At 56.5% G+C, this 21,201-nt stretch carries 24 protein-coding genes; all 24 read left to right on the top strand.

The window, feature by feature from the left end; all coding sequences use genetic code 11:
* Positions 1-70: 70 nt before the first annotated feature.
* Positions 71-400 carry a hypothetical protein gene (locus LIO64_RS09050; RefSeq protein WP_290549116.1) on the top strand — a complete coding sequence of 110 codons (330 nt, stop codon included), beginning with the start codon at positions 71-73 and terminating at the stop codon, positions 398-400.
* A gap of 56 nt (positions 401-456) precedes the next feature.
* On the top strand, positions 457-996 hold the full coding sequence (locus LIO64_RS09045; protein ID WP_290549115.1) for an N-acetylmuramoyl-L-alanine amidase: 540 nt from the start codon (positions 457-459) through the stop codon (positions 994-996).
* Positions 997-1,001: 5 nt separating this feature from the next.
* A complete protein-coding gene (locus LIO64_RS09040) occupies positions 1,002-1,349 on the top strand; it encodes a hypothetical protein (RefSeq protein WP_290549114.1) in 348 nt (115 codons plus the stop codon).
* A gap of 71 nt (positions 1,350-1,420) precedes the next feature.
* Positions 1,421-1,660: a hypothetical protein gene (locus LIO64_RS09035; RefSeq protein WP_290549113.1), complete on the top strand. Its 240-nt coding sequence runs from the start codon at positions 1,421-1,423 to the stop codon at positions 1,658-1,660.
* Positions 1,653-2,195 (top strand): hypothetical protein, encoded by a 543-nt coding sequence (locus LIO64_RS09030; protein ID WP_290549112.1) that lies wholly within the window; start codon positions 1,653-1,655, stop codon positions 2,193-2,195. The genes LIO64_RS09035 and LIO64_RS09030 overlap by 8 nt, the downstream gene beginning before the upstream one ends.
* Positions 2,196-2,199: 4 nt before the next feature.
* The gene (locus LIO64_RS09025) at positions 2,200-3,618 is read left to right on the top strand and encodes a terminase family protein (protein ID WP_290549111.1); all 1,419 of its coding nucleotides are present in this window, start codon (positions 2,200-2,202) and stop codon (positions 3,616-3,618) included.
* Positions 3,615-5,216 carry a DUF935 family protein gene (locus tag LIO64_RS09020; RefSeq protein ID WP_290549110.1) on the top strand — a complete coding sequence of 534 codons (1,602 nt, stop codon included), beginning with the start codon at positions 3,615-3,617 and terminating at the stop codon, positions 5,214-5,216. The genes LIO64_RS09025 and LIO64_RS09020 overlap by 4 nt, the downstream gene beginning before the upstream one ends.
* Positions 5,209-5,508, top strand: a complete 300-nt coding sequence (locus LIO64_RS09015; protein ID WP_290549109.1) for a hypothetical protein — start codon at positions 5,209-5,211, stop codon at positions 5,506-5,508. Before LIO64_RS09020 ends, LIO64_RS09015 begins: the two co-directional genes overlap by 8 nt.
* Positions 5,505-6,053 carry a hypothetical protein gene (locus LIO64_RS09010; protein ID WP_290549108.1) on the top strand — a complete coding sequence of 183 codons (549 nt, stop codon included), beginning with the start codon at positions 5,505-5,507 and terminating at the stop codon, positions 6,051-6,053. Before LIO64_RS09015 ends, LIO64_RS09010 begins: the two co-directional genes overlap by 4 nt.
* Positions 6,050-7,048 (top strand): phage protease, encoded by a 999-nt coding sequence (locus LIO64_RS09005; protein ID WP_290549107.1) that lies wholly within the window; start codon positions 6,050-6,052, stop codon positions 7,046-7,048. Before LIO64_RS09010 ends, LIO64_RS09005 begins: the two co-directional genes overlap by 4 nt.
* Positions 7,049-7,086: 38 nt before the next feature.
* Complete coding sequence (locus tag LIO64_RS09000) at positions 7,087-7,995, top strand: hypothetical protein (protein WP_290549106.1); 909 nt, start codon at positions 7,087-7,089, stop codon at positions 7,993-7,995.
* Positions 7,996-8,062: 67 nt separating this feature from the next.
* The gene (locus LIO64_RS08995) at positions 8,063-8,425 is read left to right on the top strand and encodes a phage protein Gp36 family protein (protein ID WP_290549105.1); all 363 of its coding nucleotides are present in this window, start codon (positions 8,063-8,065) and stop codon (positions 8,423-8,425) included.
* Between the two features lie 4 nt (positions 8,426-8,429).
* A complete protein-coding gene (locus LIO64_RS08990; protein WP_290549104.1) occupies positions 8,430-8,888 on the top strand; it encodes a hypothetical protein in 459 nt (152 codons plus the stop codon).
* Between the two features lie 52 nt (positions 8,889-8,940).
* Positions 8,941-9,360 carry a hypothetical protein gene (locus tag LIO64_RS08985; RefSeq protein WP_290549103.1) on the top strand — a complete coding sequence of 140 codons (420 nt, stop codon included), beginning with the start codon at positions 8,941-8,943 and terminating at the stop codon, positions 9,358-9,360.
* Positions 9,361-9,368: 8 nt separating this feature from the next.
* Positions 9,369-10,982 (top strand): hypothetical protein, encoded by a 1,614-nt coding sequence (locus LIO64_RS08980; protein WP_290549102.1) that lies wholly within the window; start codon positions 9,369-9,371, stop codon positions 10,980-10,982.
* A gap of 21 nt (positions 10,983-11,003) precedes the next feature.
* Positions 11,004-11,378: a hypothetical protein gene (locus LIO64_RS08975; RefSeq protein WP_290549101.1), complete on the top strand. Its 375-nt coding sequence runs from the start codon at positions 11,004-11,006 to the stop codon at positions 11,376-11,378.
* A gap of 57 nt (positions 11,379-11,435) precedes the next feature.
* Complete coding sequence (locus tag LIO64_RS08970; protein ID WP_290549100.1) at positions 11,436-11,819, top strand: hypothetical protein; 384 nt, start codon at positions 11,436-11,438, stop codon at positions 11,817-11,819.
* An 11-nt stretch (positions 11,820-11,830) separates the two neighbouring features.
* Complete coding sequence (locus LIO64_RS08965) at positions 11,831-12,019, top strand: hypothetical protein (RefSeq protein ID WP_290549099.1); 189 nt, start codon at positions 11,831-11,833, stop codon at positions 12,017-12,019.
* Positions 12,016-13,686, top strand: a complete 1,671-nt coding sequence (locus LIO64_RS08960; RefSeq protein ID WP_290549098.1) for a hypothetical protein — start codon at positions 12,016-12,018, stop codon at positions 13,684-13,686. Before LIO64_RS08965 ends, LIO64_RS08960 begins: the two co-directional genes overlap by 4 nt.
* A 1-nt stretch (position 13,687) precedes the next feature.
* Positions 13,688-14,455: a hypothetical protein gene (locus LIO64_RS08955; RefSeq protein WP_290549097.1), complete on the top strand. Its 768-nt coding sequence runs from the start codon at positions 13,688-13,690 to the stop codon at positions 14,453-14,455.
* A gap of 230 nt (positions 14,456-14,685) precedes the next feature.
* A complete protein-coding gene (locus tag LIO64_RS08950; RefSeq protein ID WP_290549096.1) occupies positions 14,686-16,092 on the top strand; it encodes a hypothetical protein in 1,407 nt (468 codons plus the stop codon).
* A gap of 5 nt (positions 16,093-16,097) precedes the next feature.
* A complete protein-coding gene (locus LIO64_RS08945) occupies positions 16,098-16,829 on the top strand; it encodes a hypothetical protein (RefSeq protein ID WP_290549095.1) in 732 nt (243 codons plus the stop codon).
* Positions 16,830-16,832: 3 nt separating this feature from the next.
* Positions 16,833-18,245, top strand: a complete 1,413-nt coding sequence (gene dnaB / locus LIO64_RS08940) for a replicative DNA helicase (RefSeq protein WP_290549094.1) — start codon at positions 16,833-16,835, stop codon at positions 18,243-18,245.
* 86 nt (positions 18,246-18,331) lie between these two features.
* Complete coding sequence (locus LIO64_RS08935) at positions 18,332-21,043, top strand: autotransporter outer membrane beta-barrel domain-containing protein (RefSeq protein ID WP_290549093.1); 2,712 nt, start codon at positions 18,332-18,334, stop codon at positions 21,041-21,043.
* Positions 21,044-21,201: the final 158 nt, after the last annotated feature.

Raw genomic sequence — 21,201 nt, 5'->3', positions numbered from 1 at the left:
TGCTGTGGCCTTTTTTGTGCCATGGTGAAGCTCCGTTAACACATAACATCAACCAACAATATGGAAGAAAATGAATAGCATAGACAAGGAAGAAGCAACCGGAATCGTCACGCGCATCCTCACGGCGCTGAAAATCCCGTCCAACTGGGCCAAGGTACTGGCTGGGGCCATCATCGGAGCGCTGGCCGCCTGGATGAGCCTGACGCAGGTGTCTTGTACATCTACGGCCCAGGCCGATCCTCCGGGCCGTACAGGCATCAGCATCAAGCAGGGGCAATACACCGTTACCCGTGATGGCAAGGTACTGATCTGGGACAATAACACGCACACGCTGACGTGGTCCCAATCCCAGCCCGTGACGGAAGTGCCGCCCGTCGTGCAAGCCGACCTCGCTAAGTAACCCAACCGTTCCGGGCGGGGGATCGCCCGCCCGGAACATAGAAAGGAAACATGACCATGAAAGTATGTATCGACATCGGGCATTGCCCGTCCGCTCCGGGGGCCGAGAACCGGACTTACAATATCAGCGAGTACCGCTTTTGGAGTACGTTTGCTCCACGGCTTGCCAATTACCTGCGGGGATATGGACACGCCGCGGTGATAGTCAACCGGGAAATGGACGGAAACGGCACGGGTATGACTGCCTGCGTGCGGACCTGTAACGAGGCCAACGCCGACGTGATTGTAGCCTTGCATGCCAACGCCTTCAACGGCACAGCCTCCGGGACGGAAACCTTGTACTGGCACACGTCGCCACGCGGCAAGCGTCTGGCCCAGTGCATCCAGACGCAGATGGTCAAGGCGCTGGGGTTGCCGGACCGGGGCATTAAGCCCATCACCGGGACGGAACGCGGCGGCGCACAACTGCGCGGCACCGTGGCCCCCTGCGTCATCGTCGAGCCGTTTTTTATCGACAATGACCACGACTACGAAACGGCCCTGGAACATGCCGATAATCTCTGTGCAGCTATTGCCGTTGGTATTGCCAACTATTGACGACCATGGAAAACAGTGAATTCTTGTGGCAAGGACTAATGGTGTTGTCCATGGTTGGCAACGCCTTGCAGGGCTGGGCGCGGATGAAAGACAGGGGTAAACCCAAAAAAGTAGATGTCAACAACCAGCCCGTGGAAGTCATCGAAGGCAAGCAAGGCGCCACCATGGACAACATCAAGGTACTGCATCACCGTCTTGATGAACATGGCCGGAGGCTGGAAGCCCTGGAAGCTGCCCGTGAAACGGACAAGCGGGAAATCGTGGAAGAAATCATCAAAATGCGTGAACAATCACACGAACAATTTGCCACTTTGAACCGTGCCATCGGGAGGCTGGAAGGCTCCCACCTCTAAATCTAAAGGTATCTCTGCTCCATCAGGCCGCGGCATCCGTGCCGCGGCCTTTTTTGTGTCAGGATGGTGTCATGACCGAAGCCCAAAAAGTACGTCAAATCATCCTCGAATATCTGGCCACGCAGGACGCGCTGCCCACGGCGGCCGGAAAGATTGAAACGGAAATCCGGCTGGCCGGGTTTGACCACACGCAGGCGGCCGCGGAACTGGAAACCCTGGAAGCCCTGGGATATGTCCACCGCCTGCCCTCTGCGTTTGGTAGTAGGTGGATCATCCTTGACCGAGGAAAGGAGGCGCTCGCCCATGGTTAAACGAACCGCCAGCGCGGCCATCAGCCGCATGCCTGCCAAGGTACAGGATGCCGTCAGCCGATGCTTGGCAGATGGTGGAACGTGGCGTGACGTGGCCGCCCTGTGCGACGCTGCTGGCTATCCTGGCATCACTCCGCAAAACGTCACCAACTATCGCAAGGGCGCACACCGGGAATGGCTGGATCGTTCAGAACGTCTTGAACAGGCACGAGCCGCCTATACGTGGAAAATCGACCTATTGAACAAATACAAGGCGGAAGGTGGCCCGGCAGAAGCCGGACTTGCCGCAGCTATGGATATGCTGGAAGCCGCCTTGGCGGGTATGGATGCAGGAAATATTCAAGACCTGATCGCCGAAAAGCCCGCCAAGATTTTCGATTTGATGAAAATGTTGGTCAACATGCGCCGCGAGCTGGCCGACATCCGGCGAGAGGATCGCGAAGCAGCCGCCGAAGGAGACGCCGGAAAGCCCGCCAAGACCGGGCTGACCGCAGAGGACTGTGCGCGAATCGAAAAAGCCATGAACCTGATCTGACCCCATGAGCAAGGCCACTGTCATCAAGACCGCGAAGCGGATGAGAGACCCGCGCAGCATGCAGTTCCAGGCGGAATTCCTGGACGATGAATCGGACGAAATCCTGGTGGAGAAATCCCGCCAGATTGGTTACTCCGAATATACGGCTCTCAAATTCGTGCGGTACTCCATCAAGGAGGGGGCCAAATACGACACCTATATATTATCCTGCGACGAGGACAACGCCAAGCAAACCTTGGCCGACTGTAAAAAGTGGGCGGACATCTACGCCATAGGAGCCTATGAACTTGGCAAGGAAATCATCGAAGACGACACCATCTTCCAAATCAAATTCGCCACCGGGCGCACGATCCATGTGCTGTCCAGCAATCCCAACCGCTTGGCGGGCAAACGCGGCAATGTCGTGCTGGATGAATTTGCCTTACACAAAGACCAGCAAAAATTGCTCAAAGTTTCCTCCGCCTGTACCCAGTGGGGTGGCCAGCGTGTGATCATCTCCACCCACCGCGGCAAAAAAACTGTCTTCTATAGCTTGTGCCAGGGTGCAGTCAACGGCAATCCTATGGGATGGAGCCATTACAAAGTAACCTTGGAAGATGCCATCGACCAGGGATTGCTGGAGCGCATTAATGTCAAGACTGGCCGCAATTGGACGCGGGAATCATTTGTTGAGTCCAAGCGCAAAAAGTGTTTCTGCGAGGCCGACTACCTGGAAGAATACATGTGTATCGCCCAGGACCAGGCCGGGCAACTCATCTCCTGGGAAACCGTCAACAACGCCGTCAGCAAGTTGGCCAGCGCGGACGCCCACCTGGAAGACATTGATGGCACCGTGGGCCTGGGGGTGGACGTGGCGCGGAAGACGGACAAGCATTGCTATATCGGCGTGCAGCAGGTCCAGGACCGCTATGTCTGCCGCCTTGTCTATTACCATGAAGACCATTCCTGGGTATCCCGTGACAGGCAACTTGACCGCTACACGGCCTGCGACTGCGTCAGGCTGGCCAAGCTGGACCAGACGGGCATTGGCGACAAGTACGTCGAAGACGCCAAGCTACGCCGCAACGGCCATAAAATCCGCGGCGTCGTTTTTACTCCGGCAGTGAAAGAAGCCCTGGCCACCAACGTGGCCCGGTTAATGGAATCCGGCAAGCTGCTGATCCCGGACCACGACCTGCTGAAGGAACACATCTGCGCCATTGAACGCGGCTACACCGACACGGGCAAGTTGAGCTATGGAGCCGACCGCACGGAAAGCGGTCACGCCGACTTATTCTGGGCCTTGGCCTTGGCGCTGGATGCCCTCACGGCCAAGGCCGCAGAAGGAGTCTGGACCAAGGAAGCCCTGGACGGCGTGAGCATGGGCGGCGGCCGCGGAAAATACCGCCACAAAAGAAGAACCTACACCCCTACAAGACGATGACCACCATACCTAATTTGAAACATGCCTCCGCGGTCCACGGCGGACCCCCTAAAAGCGCGTTGTCCGCCAAAGACGGGGCAATGACCGTCAAGGAAATCCTGGCGCGTAAAAACGCCTCCCAGCGCCGCGGGTCGGTCTGGGACGGCATCGTGCTGCCCTCCGCCCGTTCAACATGGCTCATGCCCTCTCTCTCCTGGGTCACGCCGGAATACGTGGAGCGCGTACTTACCGGGGCACTCTCTGGCGAGTCTCCGGAAGAAGAACACGCCCTCTACGAACTCATGATGCAGTCGTGGCCAAGGCTCGTTAAAAACGTGATGGAGCTGAAAAACGCCGTCTGCGATCTGGTCTGGAACATCCAGAACCCGGAGAAGATGGACCTGCTGAACCACCTTGCGGAGCGGACCCGCGACGGCATGAAGGGCGACTACCGGATGGACGGCCAGGGCTGGCGCGGCACGGTTGCCGGATTGCTGGACGGCTGGTTTACTGGTGTATCCGTCCGGGAAATCGACTGGGAAGTCCGGGGCTGCCGCCACATGCCCCAGGCATGGCTTCCGCGCCAGACGCGCCGCGTCCATCCCCGCTGGTACGGATGGACCGCGGAAACCGGGATGTTCGGCTTGCGTTCCCCTGGAAGCGATACCCTGGGCGACATACAGGAGCATAAATTCCTGGTGGCTATTAACAACGTCAGCCTTGGCCATCCCAGCGGCGGGGCGCTGCTACGTTCCCTGGCGTGGTTCTGGTGTTGCGCCAATTTCAGCCGCGACTGGCTGTTGAGCTTTGCCCAGTTGTTTGGCCAGCCCATGCGCTGGGCAACCTATGACCCCAGCGACCCAAGTATCAAGGACCGCCTGGAAGAGATGATGGAACTGATGGGAAGCGCGGCCTGGGCCGTCGTGCCCCAAGGGGCCAACGTCGAACTAAAGGAGGCCAGCAACAAGGGGGCGGACAACCCGCAACACCAGTTAATCGACCTTGCGGACACGGCCTGCGATCTGCTGATCCTGGGCCAGACGCTGACCTCGTCACCGGGCGAAGCCGGAAGCCGCGCCCTTGGAGAGGTGCACTACAACGTGCGCAGCGACATCATCAACGCAGCAGCCGCATGGCTCGCGGAAATTCTCAACGAACAATTGCTGCCCTCCGTGTATGCACTTAATACCGGGGACGCAGGGGAAGACGCCGTCTATCCCTACTACGACCCAGGAAGCAAGACCGTGGACGATCCCAACGCCAAGGTGGACCGCATCACCAAAATCCTGGCCGCTGGCATCCCCCTGTCCAAATCATACGTCTATGAAACCATCGAAGCCCCGGCACCCGGAGACGAGGACGAATTGTTCGAACAGCAGTCGGATGACAAGGTTTATCCCAAGGCCCTGGCCCTGGCATCCATGATCAGCAACGGGCTGCCCGTCAGCGAGGACTACGCTTATTCCTATATGGGGGTACCCCGGCCGGAACCGGGGGCAACGCTCGTCACGCCTCCGGCTACCAACCCGGCTGCCATGATGGCCAAAGCGTTGGACCGCATGCCCGCCCAGGCACGGGATTACTACATGGGGAAACTGCAAGAAGCCGCCAATGAGTGAATCACAAATAGAACACCTGCAGCACCGCGTGCGCCAGCAACTGCCCGCCGTGCTGGATGAATGGCTGGGCAAGGCCAGGGCGGAGCTTGAAAAGCTCACCAGGGCGGCGGCGGACGAAACCGTCAGCGACGAGGATTTTGTCCATCTCCTGGAAGATTTTGCCTCCGATCCCCTCCGGCTGGTGAAACTGATGAATCCGTCCGCCCTGGCCAGTGCCCTGGAAGATGCCATGGGCACGGCCATGGCCGTGGGGAAGATAGACATAGAACGGCAATACAAAAAGACCACATGAGCCTCAACCTCCGACTGGTCCGGGACGACGTAACCCCGGACCTCATGCGCCTGTTGCGCAGTGTCCCGGCCGTCCGCAAGATTGCGGGCATGGCCATGCGTAACGCCCTGATTAGCCATTTCCGGGCCAAGAACGCCACGCCCAACCGCCTGGGCGGTGCCCGCACCAACTTCTGGTTGGCGGTTGCTAACGCCTGTTCGGTCCCCGTATCCACGGGCGGGAAAGTGGTGGTCAGCATCCGGCATCCCCACGTGGCCACCCATGTATATGGCGCCACCATTACGCCCAAGAAGGCCAGGATGCTGGCCATCCCTGTGGCCCCGGAAGGCCATGGGAAAAGCCCGCGCTCCATCAGCGGCCTGCGCTGTGTCTTTGACGGCCGCCGCCCGGTGGCCCTGGCCTTAGAGGGTAAGACCATCTATGTGCTGAAAAAATCCCAGCGCATCCCCAAAGACCCTGCCGCCCTGCCGCCTGACGACAAAATGAGAAGCGCCGTTGGCCGGGCGGTGGGCATCTGGCTGGACCGTCAAAAGGGTGCATCTTGAGCAATCAGGCCGCGGCGTCCGTGCCGTGGCCTGAATTATGCAAGGATGGCGGCATGATCTTATACGCCAAGCATGCCTTTTACACGACATTGGCCGGGACAGACGACATCCAATGGATGCCTCCCGGCAAGCACACGATCCACCCCAGCAATGATAAGGGAGAGGTGGTCGAAAGGACCGTCCTGGTGGACGCAGCCGCCGCCGAAGCCGTGGAGGAATTGCGCCGCAAGCTCCAAGAGGGAGCGGCGGATGGCCTGATGGATGAACCCTATATCGACTATGACCACCAGGACCACGATGCCGCCGGATGGGTCAAGCGCATCTACTGGGGCGGAGACGATCCTAAGACGGGCGGCATCCGCGCGGAAATCGAATGGACGCCAGAAGGCAAGGCCAAGGTAGAAGGTAAATCCTACCGCCGTTTTTCCCCTATCTTTAAGGCGTCTGAACCTGATGAAGACGGCGTTTGCCGCATCATTGGATCTGGCATCAACATGGGAGGGCTGGTCAATCGCGCCGCCTTCCAAACTATCGCACCCCTTCTTGGCGCCAAAGACGGCAATCCCGTCCCCGCCAACCAAACCCAAACCGCAAATACAACCATGACCGAAGAAGAAATCAAGGCGCTGCAAGCCCAGCTTGAAGCCCTGAAAACCGAAAACGAGGAATTGAAAAAATCCCTCACCGACATGCAGGCCAAGGCGGCTGACGCCACCGTGGAAAAAGCCTGTGAAGAAGGCCGCATCACCCCGGACCTGAAAGCCTCCTGGAAGGAGATGATCCTGACCGATCCCAAGGCGGAAACGCTCCTGGCCAAGCTGCCCGTCAATCCCGTCTTTAGTCAGCAATACAAGGCTGGCGACAACAAGGACGGCGATGGGACCAAACTTACCGGGGAAAAGCTGCTGGCCAAGCATGCATCCATCACCGACCCGGCAGAACGTCTCGCCTTTTTCAAGGCCAATGAAAAGGATTTGATCGCCGCCCGCGGTTGATCCCCCCCCCAATTACCAACCACACACTATATATAAGTATGCCAACAACTATTGATTCAAAACTTAACGATGACATCATCGTCACCAGGGGGCTGGAAGCCTTTAAAAACTCCCTTGCCCCTCTTGGTAAATTCTCCACTGATTACTCCAAAGAAGCTGTCAACAAGGGAGCATCCCTGAAAGTGCCCTTAATTGGTTCCCTGTCGGCATCCGACGAAGAAAACTCCTATGAAAAGGAAACCGGAACCCTGGGGGCCGTAACAGTCACCATGGATGGCTATGCCAAGTCAACGGTAGGCTTGACCGACCGCCAGTTCATGGAATCCTCCTCCGCCAGCTTGAGCATTTTTGCCGGGCAAATGGGGGCCGCCGTCGCCAGCAAGGTAATTGAAGGAGTGTTTGCCAATATCACCAAGGCGAACTATCCCTCCACGCTTGCGGCAACGGCTGGCATGTCCATGATGCAGTTGCTTTCTCTGGCGCGCGCTAAATTCGGAGAGCTGAAAGTCCCCTTGACTAACCGCGTTTATTTCCCTTCGCCGTCCGCTTATATGGCCCTGGCCGAGGATACGTCCGTACAGGTAGCTTCCGCCCTGGCTTACGGCGGGACGGAGTATGTCCGCGACGGCATCATTCCCCGCCTGCTGGGATTTGATTTGATTGAATCAACCATCCTCCCGGCCAGTTCCGCCGCCCCCAACGGCTTCATTGTTCACCCCGCCGCCTTGGCCGTCGCCACGCGGGCGGTCATCCCGTCCGACCCCAAGGGTTATCTGGACTGCCGCACCGTCACGGACCCGGACACGGGCATCACCATGTCCTACCGCCGTCACTATGCGTCCGGAGCTGGCAAGCACTTCATGACTTTTGAGTGTTACTACGGGGCCTCCGTGGGCCTCAAGGAGGCTCTTATCTTGATGCCCGCCATCCCATCCGCGGGCGCGTAAATTAACCCAGTAATAATTGGTCCGGCGTAGCTGGTGGGACAGCGCGCCGGACCTTCTCCCCTCCATCATGAAAACCATGCTCACCGAGTCCGACCTGCTGGCGGCCATGCCCGCCCGGCAACTGGCCGACATCCGCGCCCAGGCCCCAGCCGGGGAAGATCCCGTTGTGGTTGTCATGGTCCAGGCGTGCGCCACGGTGGACGGCTACATCGGTAACCGGGTAATCCCGGCCGCCCTAGCCTCCAAGCTGGCGCGTGATCTGGCCGTGTACGATCTGGCCAAGCTGCTGGACAAGCCGACCGACGCACAAAAAACCGCCTATGAAAACGCCCTGAAAGCGTTGGACGACGTGCGGGCTGGGCGCTTTGCCGGATCATCCGATACCGGGAAGGGAAACATGGGCTGGGGATCAACCCGCAAAATCCGTTAATATCATGCTTACCGATACTCAATGGCTGCTCTCTGCACTTGTGGAGGAAATCCAGGCGGCTGAAATTGCCGACACCGTCGAGACCTTCAACGGTGTTGATCTGGAAGAGGCCATCCGCCAGCTGCACTCCTATCCGTCCACGGCCGTGATTGTGATGCCTGACCTGCTCACCATGGACCACGACATCCAGGGATGTGTCCCGGTCAAGGCGATCATCACCCGCAAAGTTAACTTGTTCATCGGCTCTGCTGCTTATGGCCGGACAGGTGGCGACATGGCCACGGCCAACGCCATGGTGGACAAATTGCTGGAGTTGCTAACTTGGCATGAACTTGGCCAGTCCGGCCGCGTGCTTGTCAAGCCCGTGGCGGCCACCCCTCAACAAATTGCTTTCGACTCCACACCCTGCCGGGCCATCTGGTCCATGCAGGTGGATGTAACCTGCTTGGAAAACTCATTCTGATAAATACCAATCCACAAATATCATCATCTGATAAATACCAATCCACAAATCTATGGCTGAAAATACCTACATCATCAAAGGCAATGACATTGCCTTCGGCATTCCATCCGGAACAACCGTCCCGTGGGGCGTGCTGACATCCCTGAAACGCAAGCCCTCCAAGACCGTGGCTGAATTCCCGGACCAGGACGGCGAAATCGGCACGCGCGTCTCCTATCAGGGCAAAGAAACCTACTCCCTTGAAGTGCTCCGCGGAGGCAAAAAGGGAAGCAGTGTATCATCTTTGCCCGTGCCCGCCCTGGATGACATCGTGCAGCTTAACGGCAAATATATGATCGTCTCTGACATGGATGATTCCTGCGCCCAGGGAGACGCCCAGAAGTACACCATCGAACTGACCTATTACCCGGCCATCGACATGACGCCCAGCCCTGCACCTGCGTCCAACTCGTCTCCCACTACATCAAAATAGCGCCCGCCATGACCCCCGCCGTTGCCAACCTTGCCCTGGCCAAAGAGACTGCTTATGACGTATCCTTGGTCGTCCAGGACGCTGCCGCCCAGCCCATCGACCTGACCGGGTACGACTTGGCGGCCAGCATTAAGTCTGCCGCTTCCCCTTCCGCCGTCGATTTGTCCGTCACCGTGACGGATGCAGCGGCCGGGTTGGCAACGGTGCATATCCCAGGCCAGCCGCTTGGCATGGCGGCCTGGGAACTCTGGATGCAGGCCGCGCCTGAAACCCCGCGGGAACGCATCCTGCGCGGTCTTGTGACCGTGTCAGATAGAGTGGACCCAAGAGACGCAGGCAACCCCTCTACCCACCGCATGATTGTCCGCGTCAGTGACGCCGTAACCGTGACCGTGGACTCCGTCGACTTGGCGTGGTGGGCCTATTCACAGGCCAAGCATATGGTTGAGCAAGACTTGACCGGACCACCGGGGCCTCCGGGGCCTCCGGGGCCTCCGGGGGCAACCGGAGCAACCGGAGCAACCGGAGCAACCGGAGCAACCGGGCCGGAAGGCAAGCCTGGGAAAGACGGTAAGGACGGGAAAGACGGATTAACCGAAGAACAACTCAATGCCCGATATGGAAGAGTTGAATTAGATAATGAATGGGCCGGGAATCAAACCATTAAAGGATCGGTCACTATAGACGGAGGGCTCACGGCGACAAGCAACACTAGTACCTTGGGGAATGTCATTACGGCTAATATCTCTGTGCAACGTGCCGATATACACGGACCAGCCTCATTTGACTATGGCGTCACAATGGCGCAATCTCTAACGGTAGCGGGACAATCCATCCTCACGGGGGGGCTTAATGTAGGAGGAGAGTTAGGGCTTTATGGCTCTGACGGCCTGCCCGGCGGATATGTACGCGGATATTACGATTCCCCGGACGAATCTACCATTATAATTAGGGATGGCGGGGCGCGAGAGTACCTGGGGATAAGTAACAACTCCAATACCTCCCTGGCATCTTTGAACTTGAGAGGGGATACCAAGTATTTAGCCCTGCCCGAAAACCTAGTAGGGAATTTCAAGTTCTTGGAACCTAGCCTCCAGTCTGTTGTGTTGGCCTTAGACTATGACCCAGAGACAGGGGAGCCTCGCGTGGCGACAGATTTCCCGTTGCTGGCTAATGGTGGATTGGCGGTTAACGGCCCGGCGACGTTTTCCGGGGAAATTACCATGGATAAACTTTGCGTGTCGAGCAGTTATATTAGATGTAAAGGCTTCTCAACAGCTGATGGGTACATTTCTTTTTCATCTTCCAACACAGAAGGCCGGCTGGTTATCGCTTCGGGCAAGATGTTTATAGGAAATACTTTGAGCAGGCGGAACGTTAGTATTGAGTGCCTGTCAGTCGGCATGAAGACCTATACCTCCCTGACAAAAACAATGGCGGGCGATATTGGGCTGACGGGTAATTCGTTGCTGAACATGACGGAAGGTGATGCCCGCTGGCTCAAGGTGAGGACAGACCTGTCCGATGCCGAATACGCCGCGCTGGAGGAAAAGGACGCAACTACCCTCTATATCACCACCGATGGGGGAAAAGTCTATGCAGGAGCAATACCACTCAATTAACCGCAACTATATATATAAATTATGTTAATCCATATTATTTATGATCGCCAAAAAGAAGCAGAGGCCAAATTTGGCCCGCTCGCTGGGGTTATACGCTTTGTCGGTCCTAAGTCGGACCGTTGGAGCTACCGCGAGTCGATGCGACTCGACAAATTGCCGGAGGAGCAGGCCAAGGTTTACCTCGCGCTTGCTTCGTCAATCCAGGCTAAGGGAGAGGACTGGCAAGCCTCCCAGGTGTGGGTAGAGATGGAGGGCAAGGACAAGGTATCCTTGCGGATTGAGGCCCGCCAGGACGGCACGGGAGCCCTCCGCACGTTCACACCTGATGACGATCCTTCCCTGCTGATTAGTGACCCCGCCGCCGTGGCGTTTTTTGATTATTTCATGCAGGCATGATTTGCCATTCAGGCCGCGGCATCCGTGCTGCGGCCTTTTTCGTGTCAGGATGGCGGCATGTCCAATCCTGACGATACATCCAATGTAGTGGCCGCCACGGCCGCCTCTATCCCTGACGCCGTCAAAGACGCCTTTGCTGCTGGCAATACTCTCTCCCTGGGCGACGTCCTTTTGTTGGAGACAGCGGGCTGTCGATTTATCGCTGCGGGGGCTGCGCCGACGTTCCGCGAGATGTCCACGGTCTATTGGCTGCTTGCCGACAAGCAGGCTTTCCGGCTCGCTCTGGACTCCGGCGATTTTGATGCACAGTTGCAGGCATACGCCGACAAGTTGTCTCCCTCCGTCATTCCGGCCGCGGCATCCAATATCAGGGGCATTCTGGCCCGGTCCTTTGCCCCGGCCAGCGGCGCGGGAAAACCGATGCCCACGCCGACAGCATAACGTGCAGCGGCGTGGGCTGGTGGCTGGTTCTGGTTGACCTGCTGGCCAGCGAGTACGGCTGGCCGCTGGCCGACGTGCTGGCCACACCATTGCCCCAGGCGCTTGTGCTGCGCGAGGCCATCGCCCAGCGCAATGGAGCCAAGGGCGGCGGTCTCACCCTTCTGGAACGTCAACTGCTTATCAATCTACAATCCTCATGAGTAAGGGTATCGACTACGGACTTGACCTTGATTCCTCCGGATTCACCGGAGGGCTTGGCACGGCACGGGCGTCACTGGGCGGTTTCCAGGCTTTCAGCGTGGGGTCCATGGCGGCCGTAGGTGCGGCGGTGGCCGGGGCTGCCCTGGCCGTCAAGGGGATTGGTGCGGCATTCCGCGAGGCCCAGGCGGCCGTGGGTGAGGCGGCCAACCGTGAGACGATGACCACGGCCTTTATTCCGATTCTTGGTTCGGCTAAGGCTGCCAAGGATCGTATGGCAGAACTGGCCGATTTTGCGGCGCACACTCCGTTTCAACTGCCCGGCATTGCGGCGGCGTCACGCACGTTGGAATCATTAACGGATGGAGCTTTAGCCACTGGCCAGGGGTTGACTTTGGTTGGTGATGTTGCCTCTGGTGTGAATCAGCCTATTGAAGAAATGGCTGTCACTATTGGCCGTTTATATTCCGGGTTGGATTCCGGGCGTCCAGTTGGCGAGGCCATGCAGCGATTGCAAGAACTGGGGGTCATTTCTCCTGATGTTCGCACAAAGTTGGAAAAGCTACAATCCGAAGGCAAAAAGGGGGCTGAGGTATGGCAGATAGCGGCGGATGAGATGAGCAAATTTAGCGGTGGGATGGAGCTGCAAAGCCAGACCTGGAACGGTAAAATGTCCACGTTAAGCGATAACTGGGCCAAGGTGCGGGCCAGTTTCGGCGAACCCATCATTGACGCCCTCAAGCCTCTGCTGGATGACGGTATTAGCACGATTGAAAGCATGGCTGACAAGGCGCGGGAAATCGGCGAAACCATCGCCTATGCCATGCGGTTCATGATTGAGGCTTTCCGTCAAGGAGAGGCCTGGAATCTGGCCAAACTGGGCTTGACTCTGGCCTTCCAGGAGAGCACGAATTTTTTATGGCGCACCCTGATGGGGGTTTGTGAGGCTATTCCTCAATATCTTGTTCAGGCTTTTAAGCAAGGCGTCATGATTTTAGATATTCTGACGGATGCTTCTTTCTGGGGAATGGTTGGAGACGCATTCATCGGAGTCATGAGGATGGCCGTTAATGGCCTGCTGGCCTTGTTATCCGAGGGGGTTGCCAGTTTGCTTGACAGTATACCAGGACTAGGAGACGAGGCAAATTGGATGCGTGGTTTGTCCCGTGAGTTCGAGCGTGACGCCAATAAAGGCATGGATCAAGCCAGCGGAGCAGGGAAAGCATTCATTGATTCCTACGGCGACCGCATTCTTAGCCAAATCTCCGAAAACTTCTCCGCCCTGCAAAATGCTTTTTCAGAAGGTTTTTCTAATGCTGCTGATGTCATGGATACCTCCGGCATCAAAGCCGAAATGGCATCTATCAGCGACCGCATCACGGGGGCGATTGAAAAACAGGATGCAGCCCGCGCGACCAAAGAAAAGGAGGATGCTGCCAAAGGCAAACCCAAGCGCCAGAAGACGGATGACGATACCCCTAAAATTAAAGTCAACTGGGAAACCGTGCTGGCCGGATCGCTGGCCAAGGTGGGCGGTGGGGGATATGGCCGCATGATGCTTTCTGCGGAAAACGTCCCGCAAAAACAACTTGCGGAACAGAAAAAAACTAACGAACTACTCAACAAACTACTGCAAAAACAGGGCGGTGCCCTGGCTGTTTTAGGATGATATGAACAACGACATTTTAGGAAAGCTACCGTCAGGAGTGCTGACGTGGTACAAGCCCTCTCAATATAAAGAGACCTATGAAAGCAAGTCCCTCGTAGAATACTACATGTGCCCTGCTGGGGAAGGGCGTGACTTGGTATCTCATATTTTTTCCCCGGCTAATGCGACCTCTTCTATTCCCAGTAAACAGGGAATGTTTTTAACGGACATAAGCATCGAATCCCACGAAAGCAACAAGATTGATTTTGTGACATTGACTTACTCCGCCACGGTCGAAGATCCCTCGGACCCGGACAACCCGGATGATCCCGATCCTCCGTCCTTTGAATTCGATGGCCGGGAGTGCGAAGTAACCGTTTCTCTAGTCGATGAACCAATCACGCAATGCAAGCTCTACAAGGGAGACGTGGACAACCTGGACAACACGACTCTTAAAGACCTGTGTGCTCTGATGGGCGGCCAGCTCTCCGATGAAAAGGGAGTCAGCCTCACGGAAAAACTCAACGGAAAAGTTCCTCCTACTCTTCTTTCAAAAATATTGCGCGGGCAGACTCACTACAAGGCCGCCTATACCCAGTGCCGCCTTACCATCCCCAGCAAGGTGGATATTTCCGATTCCGGCAAAATTTCTTCGCGGGCCGGATTGCCCAACTTGCCGGACGGGCAAGTCTGGCTTTGTGCGGGCGGAGGTGTAACCCGCCGCAATGGCAAGACGGTCACGCAAATCACTTACATAGGCGGGAACTGGGACCAAGAAATTTATGGATAAGACCATGTATAAAAGAAAACACAAACGCAAGCAATACTCCTTGACCATCCCTAACAAGGTGGATGTAGCCCGCGAAGTCGGCAAGATTAGTACAAGGGAAGAACTGCCCAACTTGCCGGATGGCTACACTTGGATCTGCACAGATGGATGTATGATCAGTCGTAATGGGGAAGCAGTTACGCAACTTAATTTCCTTTCCGGGTTATGGTCCAAGGTAAAGTTTGGCTGATATGTATCAACTCCCTCGAAAGAATAAAGGCGCCGTTTTGACTGCCGAAAACTGGAACAACAGTGTCGATGCTATTCAAGATGCCCTTAAAAGGACATCGGATTTTAATAGCATGCTGCCTTCCCTTCCGTCCTCCGGATGCTGGGCAGGTGGACGGTATATAGACGATAAGGGCGGCTTTTCCCTGCGGTCCATGACCAAGACGGGGGATACCTGGACGGCTTACTTTAATCCGGGCCGTGTCGTGGAAATTCATGCTGGGGGATGTCGGTTCGTTATTCCAGATATCGACGGCAGAAAAATAACCGCAACTCCTTACCCTGGGCTTAAAGCGGAAAAGGGCAAGGTTTATCTGGATTTAATTTTCGGTGATCAGGAACATGACTGTATCACGGAGGCTAAAATTTCTACCAAGGAGCAGTTGCCAAGCGGCAAGGTAGTCCGCATGGTGCTTGGTGAATTCGTTGCCGGAGACGGCGGGTCCGGGGCCGCTATTGACGACCTGACTTATACGTCTTTTTTAACCGGATGCATTACCTACGCCAACGGTTCCCGGTCGGAGGGCTGGCGGGTGCTTTCCGTCCCTGACCAGGACGGAGCCGCTGACAAGACTTATGTCCGACAAGGGGATATTTATGTAGAGGGCAAGCTTGCAAAAGAGGGGACCGGAGATTGGGAGGAGGCACCCGCCGCCGAGGGGGATATATGGCTCAATGTAACTCTTGACAGCGATGGTTCGTATCAATCTCATTCCCTGGCGACGGAGAAAGGGGAGGAAAATCCGGCTAAAGCGACCAAGCAGAAAAAGGATGATAGCGGAAATGATGAAGAAGAGGGCGCGGCGTACAGTTTCAAAATTGCCAAGGTTCAATCTTTGCCGGAACCATGGCCTTTAGACGGCAATAACGTACAGCTTGTCTCCGTCCGCCAATATGCCCTGGGTGCCGTTTATTGCCTGTTTGCACGGGGAGACGCCCAGGAGGGCGGTGCCAAAGAAGATGGCAACGAAGGGTTCCGTGTCAAGGTCGAAAAAGACGCCACGGGTAAAGTTACAGCGGTAAAAGTGCGGCCCGGCCATGTTTATTTCCAGGGGCGATTTTGCACCGCGGCCTTGGAGGCTGGCCCGGACGGCTGGGTCTCTCATGTGGCGACATCCGGCGCGGTCTGGCTGGTGGTTCAATTCGACGAGTGGGGCGTCTTCCAGTCCTCCTATTTGTCCACATCCCAGCCCAGCATTGCAACCCTTACTCCCTTTATTCTTTCTCCGCAGGCAACGGGCATCAAGGGGCAATACGCCTTTCATTTAGCCGACGTGGATACGAACGGTACCGTCAAGCAGTATGCCCTGGGGGCGGTCTACTGCATTTTTGACGCAGGCACCTATTTTGCCCCAGGACCTGCCGAGTAAATTTTATGATTACTATATATATACCTGCCTATTCCGGCAACGGACCGGAGGCCGTGGAGTGTGTGGCGTGTGCCGCGCAGACCTTCCCGGAGGCCCGGATTATCGTTGCCAATGATGGTAACAATCCGATGCCGGACCAGTGCCGGGACGCCTGTTCCTGTGACGTTGTCACGACGGATTTTGAGCGCGGGCGCAACCTCAACGGTCCGGAGGCCGTCAGGGGGATTCTCTCCCTGTTAAGTTGCGGCGTGCAGGATGATGACATTATCCTCAAGGTTGACCCGGATACGGCCCTTATTGGCCGCTCCTGGCTTCAGCCCATGCTGGACAATCCGGAGATTCCTTTTTCCGCATGCGGGACCGACTATCAAGCCGCCTATGGGTGTTGTTATGCCCTACGGGGCCATATCGCCAGGGAGCTTTCCGTTATCATGCAGGATGCCCCTCTATCGGCCATATGCCCGGAGGATATTACCATTGGCCGCTATATCCTGGATCACTACGATGGGAGCAAGATTTACTACCCATGGAGTCCGGAGCGGTGGGACGGGCTTTTCAGTGCGTGGCGGTGGCAGTGTGGCGGCAAGGCGACGACTGGCACCTATGCACGCAGATTTGACGTTGTCACCACGGGCAACCCTGTTTGTTCTCCCTTTCCTTCTCTTACTCGCGCGACGGTTATGTTCAACCTCCGCCGAGCCGCCGCGGACCTTCCGCCAACCCTCCGCCGCTACTGATTTATGACTTCTTTCCACGATACCGCATCCACTTCTCCTGCCGAGTTCCGAGATATTCCCCAAGCCCCAGGACCGGAAAAAGGCGTTCTTGCCTTGCTGGCCATGGACCCGGCTACCTACATGCCCCAAGCCGTCACGTTTGGCGTGTCTGATGACTTCTTTTACATCCCGGCTCACCAAGTGTTGTGGAGGTTGTTCTTGTCCCGCTATAACGCTAATTTGCCTCTGGACATTATTTCTATCACCCAAGCCCTGGATGACATGCACCAGTTGGACGCCGTAGGCGGGAGCGCAGGACTGGCGGACCTGTACACCTTCACCACCACGGGAGCCTTTTTTGAGCATTATCTACAAGCGCTGAAAGACAAGGCCCTCTTGCGCTCCATCATCGACATTGCCACCAAGTCCATGACGCAGGCCTTTGACAATCCGGATGACGTGGCGGAACTGCTGGACTCCGTGGAAACTCATATTTTCCAGATAAGGAATAGGGCCAAGGATAACAAGGACGTCCAAAGTCTATCCGTCCTTGTCAGGGAGGCGGTGAGCAACTTTGAGCAGTTCATCGCCAGCAAGGGGCAGATTCAGGGACTTTCCACGGGCTTTGACCAACTGGACCGCAAGAGCAATGGCCTCAAGCCTGGGGACATGTTCGTCATTGCCGCCCGTCCTTCCATGGGGAAGACTTCTTTTCTTCTCAATATCATTGAGCATATTTCACTCAATGAGAAAAAGCCGACCTTGCTTTTCTCCTGTGAAATGCCCGCCGTCCAGATTGTGGAACGCCTTCTTTTCGCCCGTTCCGGCGTCCGGCGCGGAGAGATTGTCCGGCGCGGCACCCTCACGCAATTGGAGATGCAGCACTTCAAGCGGGCTGTGGGTGAGCTTGGGGAGGCTCAACTGGTCATTGATGATACGGCTTCCATTTCCATCAATGAGCTACGCGCCAAGGCCCGCCGCGTCATGCGGGATATGGGAGGACTTGCCGCCATCGGTGTTGACTACCTCCAATTGATGCGCTCCACGTCCAGACAGGCGGCCAATAGCCGCGAGCGAGAAGTCGCGGAAATCTCCGCTGGACTCAAGGCCCTGGCCAAGGAACTCAAGGTTCCGGTCGTCGTCCTGGCCCAGCTCAACCGTGGCCCGGAGACGCGCACGGGTAATAGCGTAGGCGTTCCGCGCATGTCTGACCTCCGGGAGTCCGGTTCCATTGAGCAGGACGCGGACATGATCGGCCTGCTTTACCGCTCCGACTACTACGCGGAAGACGAGGATCAGCGCCAACAATTGGCCGGACAAGCCAACTTGCATGTAGCTAAAAACCGCAACGGCCCCACCGGGGACGTGCCGCTCCACTTTGAAGCGGAACTCATGCATTTCTCCACCCGTGAGCCGCTTCCTTCCACTAAGCAGTGACACGTGTCACAACCCCACTCCTGACCCTTTCAATTTTTCAGGTTTGACCCTTTCGGATAATTACCATTTTACCCTTTCGCCCATTTATGCTTGGTCACAATGGTACGGCGCAAGGCTTCAAGAACCTGCAGATGGAAACGGGTTCCATCCTGGATATGTCCTCTTCCGAGCTGACGATTGCCAGGGGCTCCGTTGCCGGATCTCTGCGGAATGTTTCCTCCCTGATCAAAAACGGTTCCGCGGCGGACATTCTCACGCTTAAAGGCAACGACGCCCTTAATGGCATAAGCGCTTCTTCAAGCGGCGGAATAGACGTAACGGCCGGGACACTCGAACTTCGCGACATGATTGGCACCGGATCTTTTAACCATACCGTTAGCCTTGCGGACGATACAGTGCTTGACCTGAGCCTTGGCAACACGGGCTCCCCCAATGAATGGGGGTTGAACATAATGGGGACAGGCACCGTGATAGGCTCCAACGACTATGTTGTCATCCATGAAAACAACATGGGGCTGGAAATGGCTGAAAATGTGTACGTAAGAGTTCAAGCGGATGATCCGTCTTCGCAAATCACGCTGAACGACAGCAACGCGTACAAGGGAACCACCCAGGTTGAAAGCGGAATCCTGAACGTCTCGAAGAACTCGCAGCTGGGTGACACTTCGCTCAACCGCCAGGTGATTCTCAACGGTGGCCGCATGAACGTTTCGGCCAGCTTTGACACTGCTCGCCGCATGGAGCTTTGGCAGAACGGTTCTGTCAATGTCACGGAGGGCGTGACGACCAACTGGGGGAGCATCACCGGAAATGACGGCCTGACGTTCACGAAAACAGGCGCGGGCGAGCTCGGCTTTACGGAAGCGTTTGACTACGGTCACATCAACGTGCACGAAGGCGTGCTGACATTCCGTTTCGCCGATCAGTCCGGTGGTGACATTGCGGCTGGCTCTATTGATTCGATGAAGATCGAATCCGATGGAGCCATGAACATCAACAAAGGCCGGGTATCTTTTAAAGCCCTCACAAGCGACGGGGCCATAGACGTGTCCTCCGGCGCGTGGCTGGCCGTGGAAGGAGGCAATGGCGCCGGAAACGCGGTTGTGAGGGAAATTACCGGCAACGGCACTGTTTACAATGGACAGGGTTCCGTCTTTACAGTCAACGGAGATGTAGCGGCGGACGTCGTTTACAACGGTACCGGTTCAGTCTTCAACGCCGAAAATGTAACGGTAACCACCAGCCTCCAGAATTCCGGTGCGTTTACCGCAGGCGGCAACGTGACGGGCGCTGTGGAAAACCACGGCATGTTTGCGGCAAACAGCGTCAGTGGCGACGTAGAGAATTACGGCGAGGCGAAGATAGGCTCGCACACCGGAGACCTTGTAAACAAGAGCGGCGGCGTCTACCATCTGGACACGCTTCACGGCAATCTGACCAATGAAAGCGGAGGCACGGTTAAGCTTGCCAGCGGCGGCGACCATCTGACGGACGGCAATTTCACCAATTACGGCGCGCTGGATTTTGTAAACCTCGGTCTCACCAAAACGGTTACGGGCAAGCTCAGCGGCAGCGGCTCTTATTATATGGAAGTGTCAACCGCCGACGGTAATCCCGTAACCAATGCCGACAGATTGCACATCCAGGGCGGCGCAAGCGGCACTCATATTTTTTATGTGACCAATACAACGCCGGGCAGTGACGCGGTAAAAACGATCACCGACATCGTCAAAATCGAAGGCGCGCTTGATCCCGATTTTAAATGGGTAGACGGCAACAACGGCTTTGACGGCGGCGTGCTGCACTACGTGCTGACGGAAGGCACTGCCACTTCCGGCTTTGTCCTCAATGCCGTCGCGAACGGATATTCCGACGCGTCTAAAGCCGCGATCAATACGATAGGCGCCATGTCCATGGGCTGGTTTTCGCAGCTTGACAGCCTCTCCAAGCGCATGGGAGAACTTAAGCTCGGCGGTGAGCGGAAAAACGGAGAGTTTGATGTCTGGGTGCGCAGCTACGGTTCGCAGGTGAACGCCAGCCTCGGCATCAGCGGCATGAGCGACTTCCGCGAATACCAGTACGGATCGGACATTGGCGGTGACTGGGTATTCGCGCCGTCCAATAAAAAGCATATGCTGGCGCTCGGTGCATTCGTGGGGTATCAGGGCGCCCAGCGCCGCTTCCACGACCGCTACGGCAGCAAGGGAGAAACGGACTCCGTCTACGGCGGCGTATACGCCACTTACATGCGCTCGGACGGCTGGTATTCCGATCTGGTTCTCAAAGGTCAGGGGTTCGACAGTAATTTCGATTCCTATGGCACGAACGAAAAAGGCGATTTTTCAAACGGAGCAGTCGGAGCTTCGCTTGAAGTCGGGAGATGCTTTTCCAATCAAGGAGGCTGGTTTATCGAGCCCAGCGTCCAATTCGCCTACCTGCATGTCTTCTCGAAGGATTTTACCATGGAAAACTCGAATGTTCCGGTTTACACGACGGATTCGGACATCTACCGCTTCCAGGGCATGTTGAGAATGGGGAAGCTCTTTGACGTAAACGGCATGAAATTGCAGCCCTACGCGAAAGTGGGTCTTGAAGTGCAGTGCAGCAGCGCGGGCGAAGTTTCCATGGCGGGCTACAAATTCAGGCCGAACACCGACGGCGTACGGTTCGTGACCGGCGCGGGTGTCGCGTGGCAAACGACCAGGCGCAGCCAGGTATACCTGGACTACGAGGCGTCGGTCGGCGAGAAATACGACAGGCCCTGGGCCGTCAATCTTGGATACAGGTTCACATTCTAAGATAGGTAAACAAATGAATGATGATGGCGTCCGTTTCCCGGGCGCCATTTTTTTTTAAGATAGAAGTGCGGGGCGCCCAAGAGGGACATGGATACGGGATGCTGTATGACAGCTCCCTCTTGCCCAATAAGGCTAAAGTCAGCCTGGAAGTATAGATG

Origin of the sequence: Akkermansia sp., assembly GCF_020860705.1 — a bacterium.
Lineage (GTDB): Bacteria > Verrucomicrobiota > Verrucomicrobiia > Verrucomicrobiales > Akkermansiaceae > Akkermansia.
The sequence above is the reverse complement of the archived record's forward strand: the minus strand, read 5'-3'. Positions and strand labels throughout refer to the sequence as shown.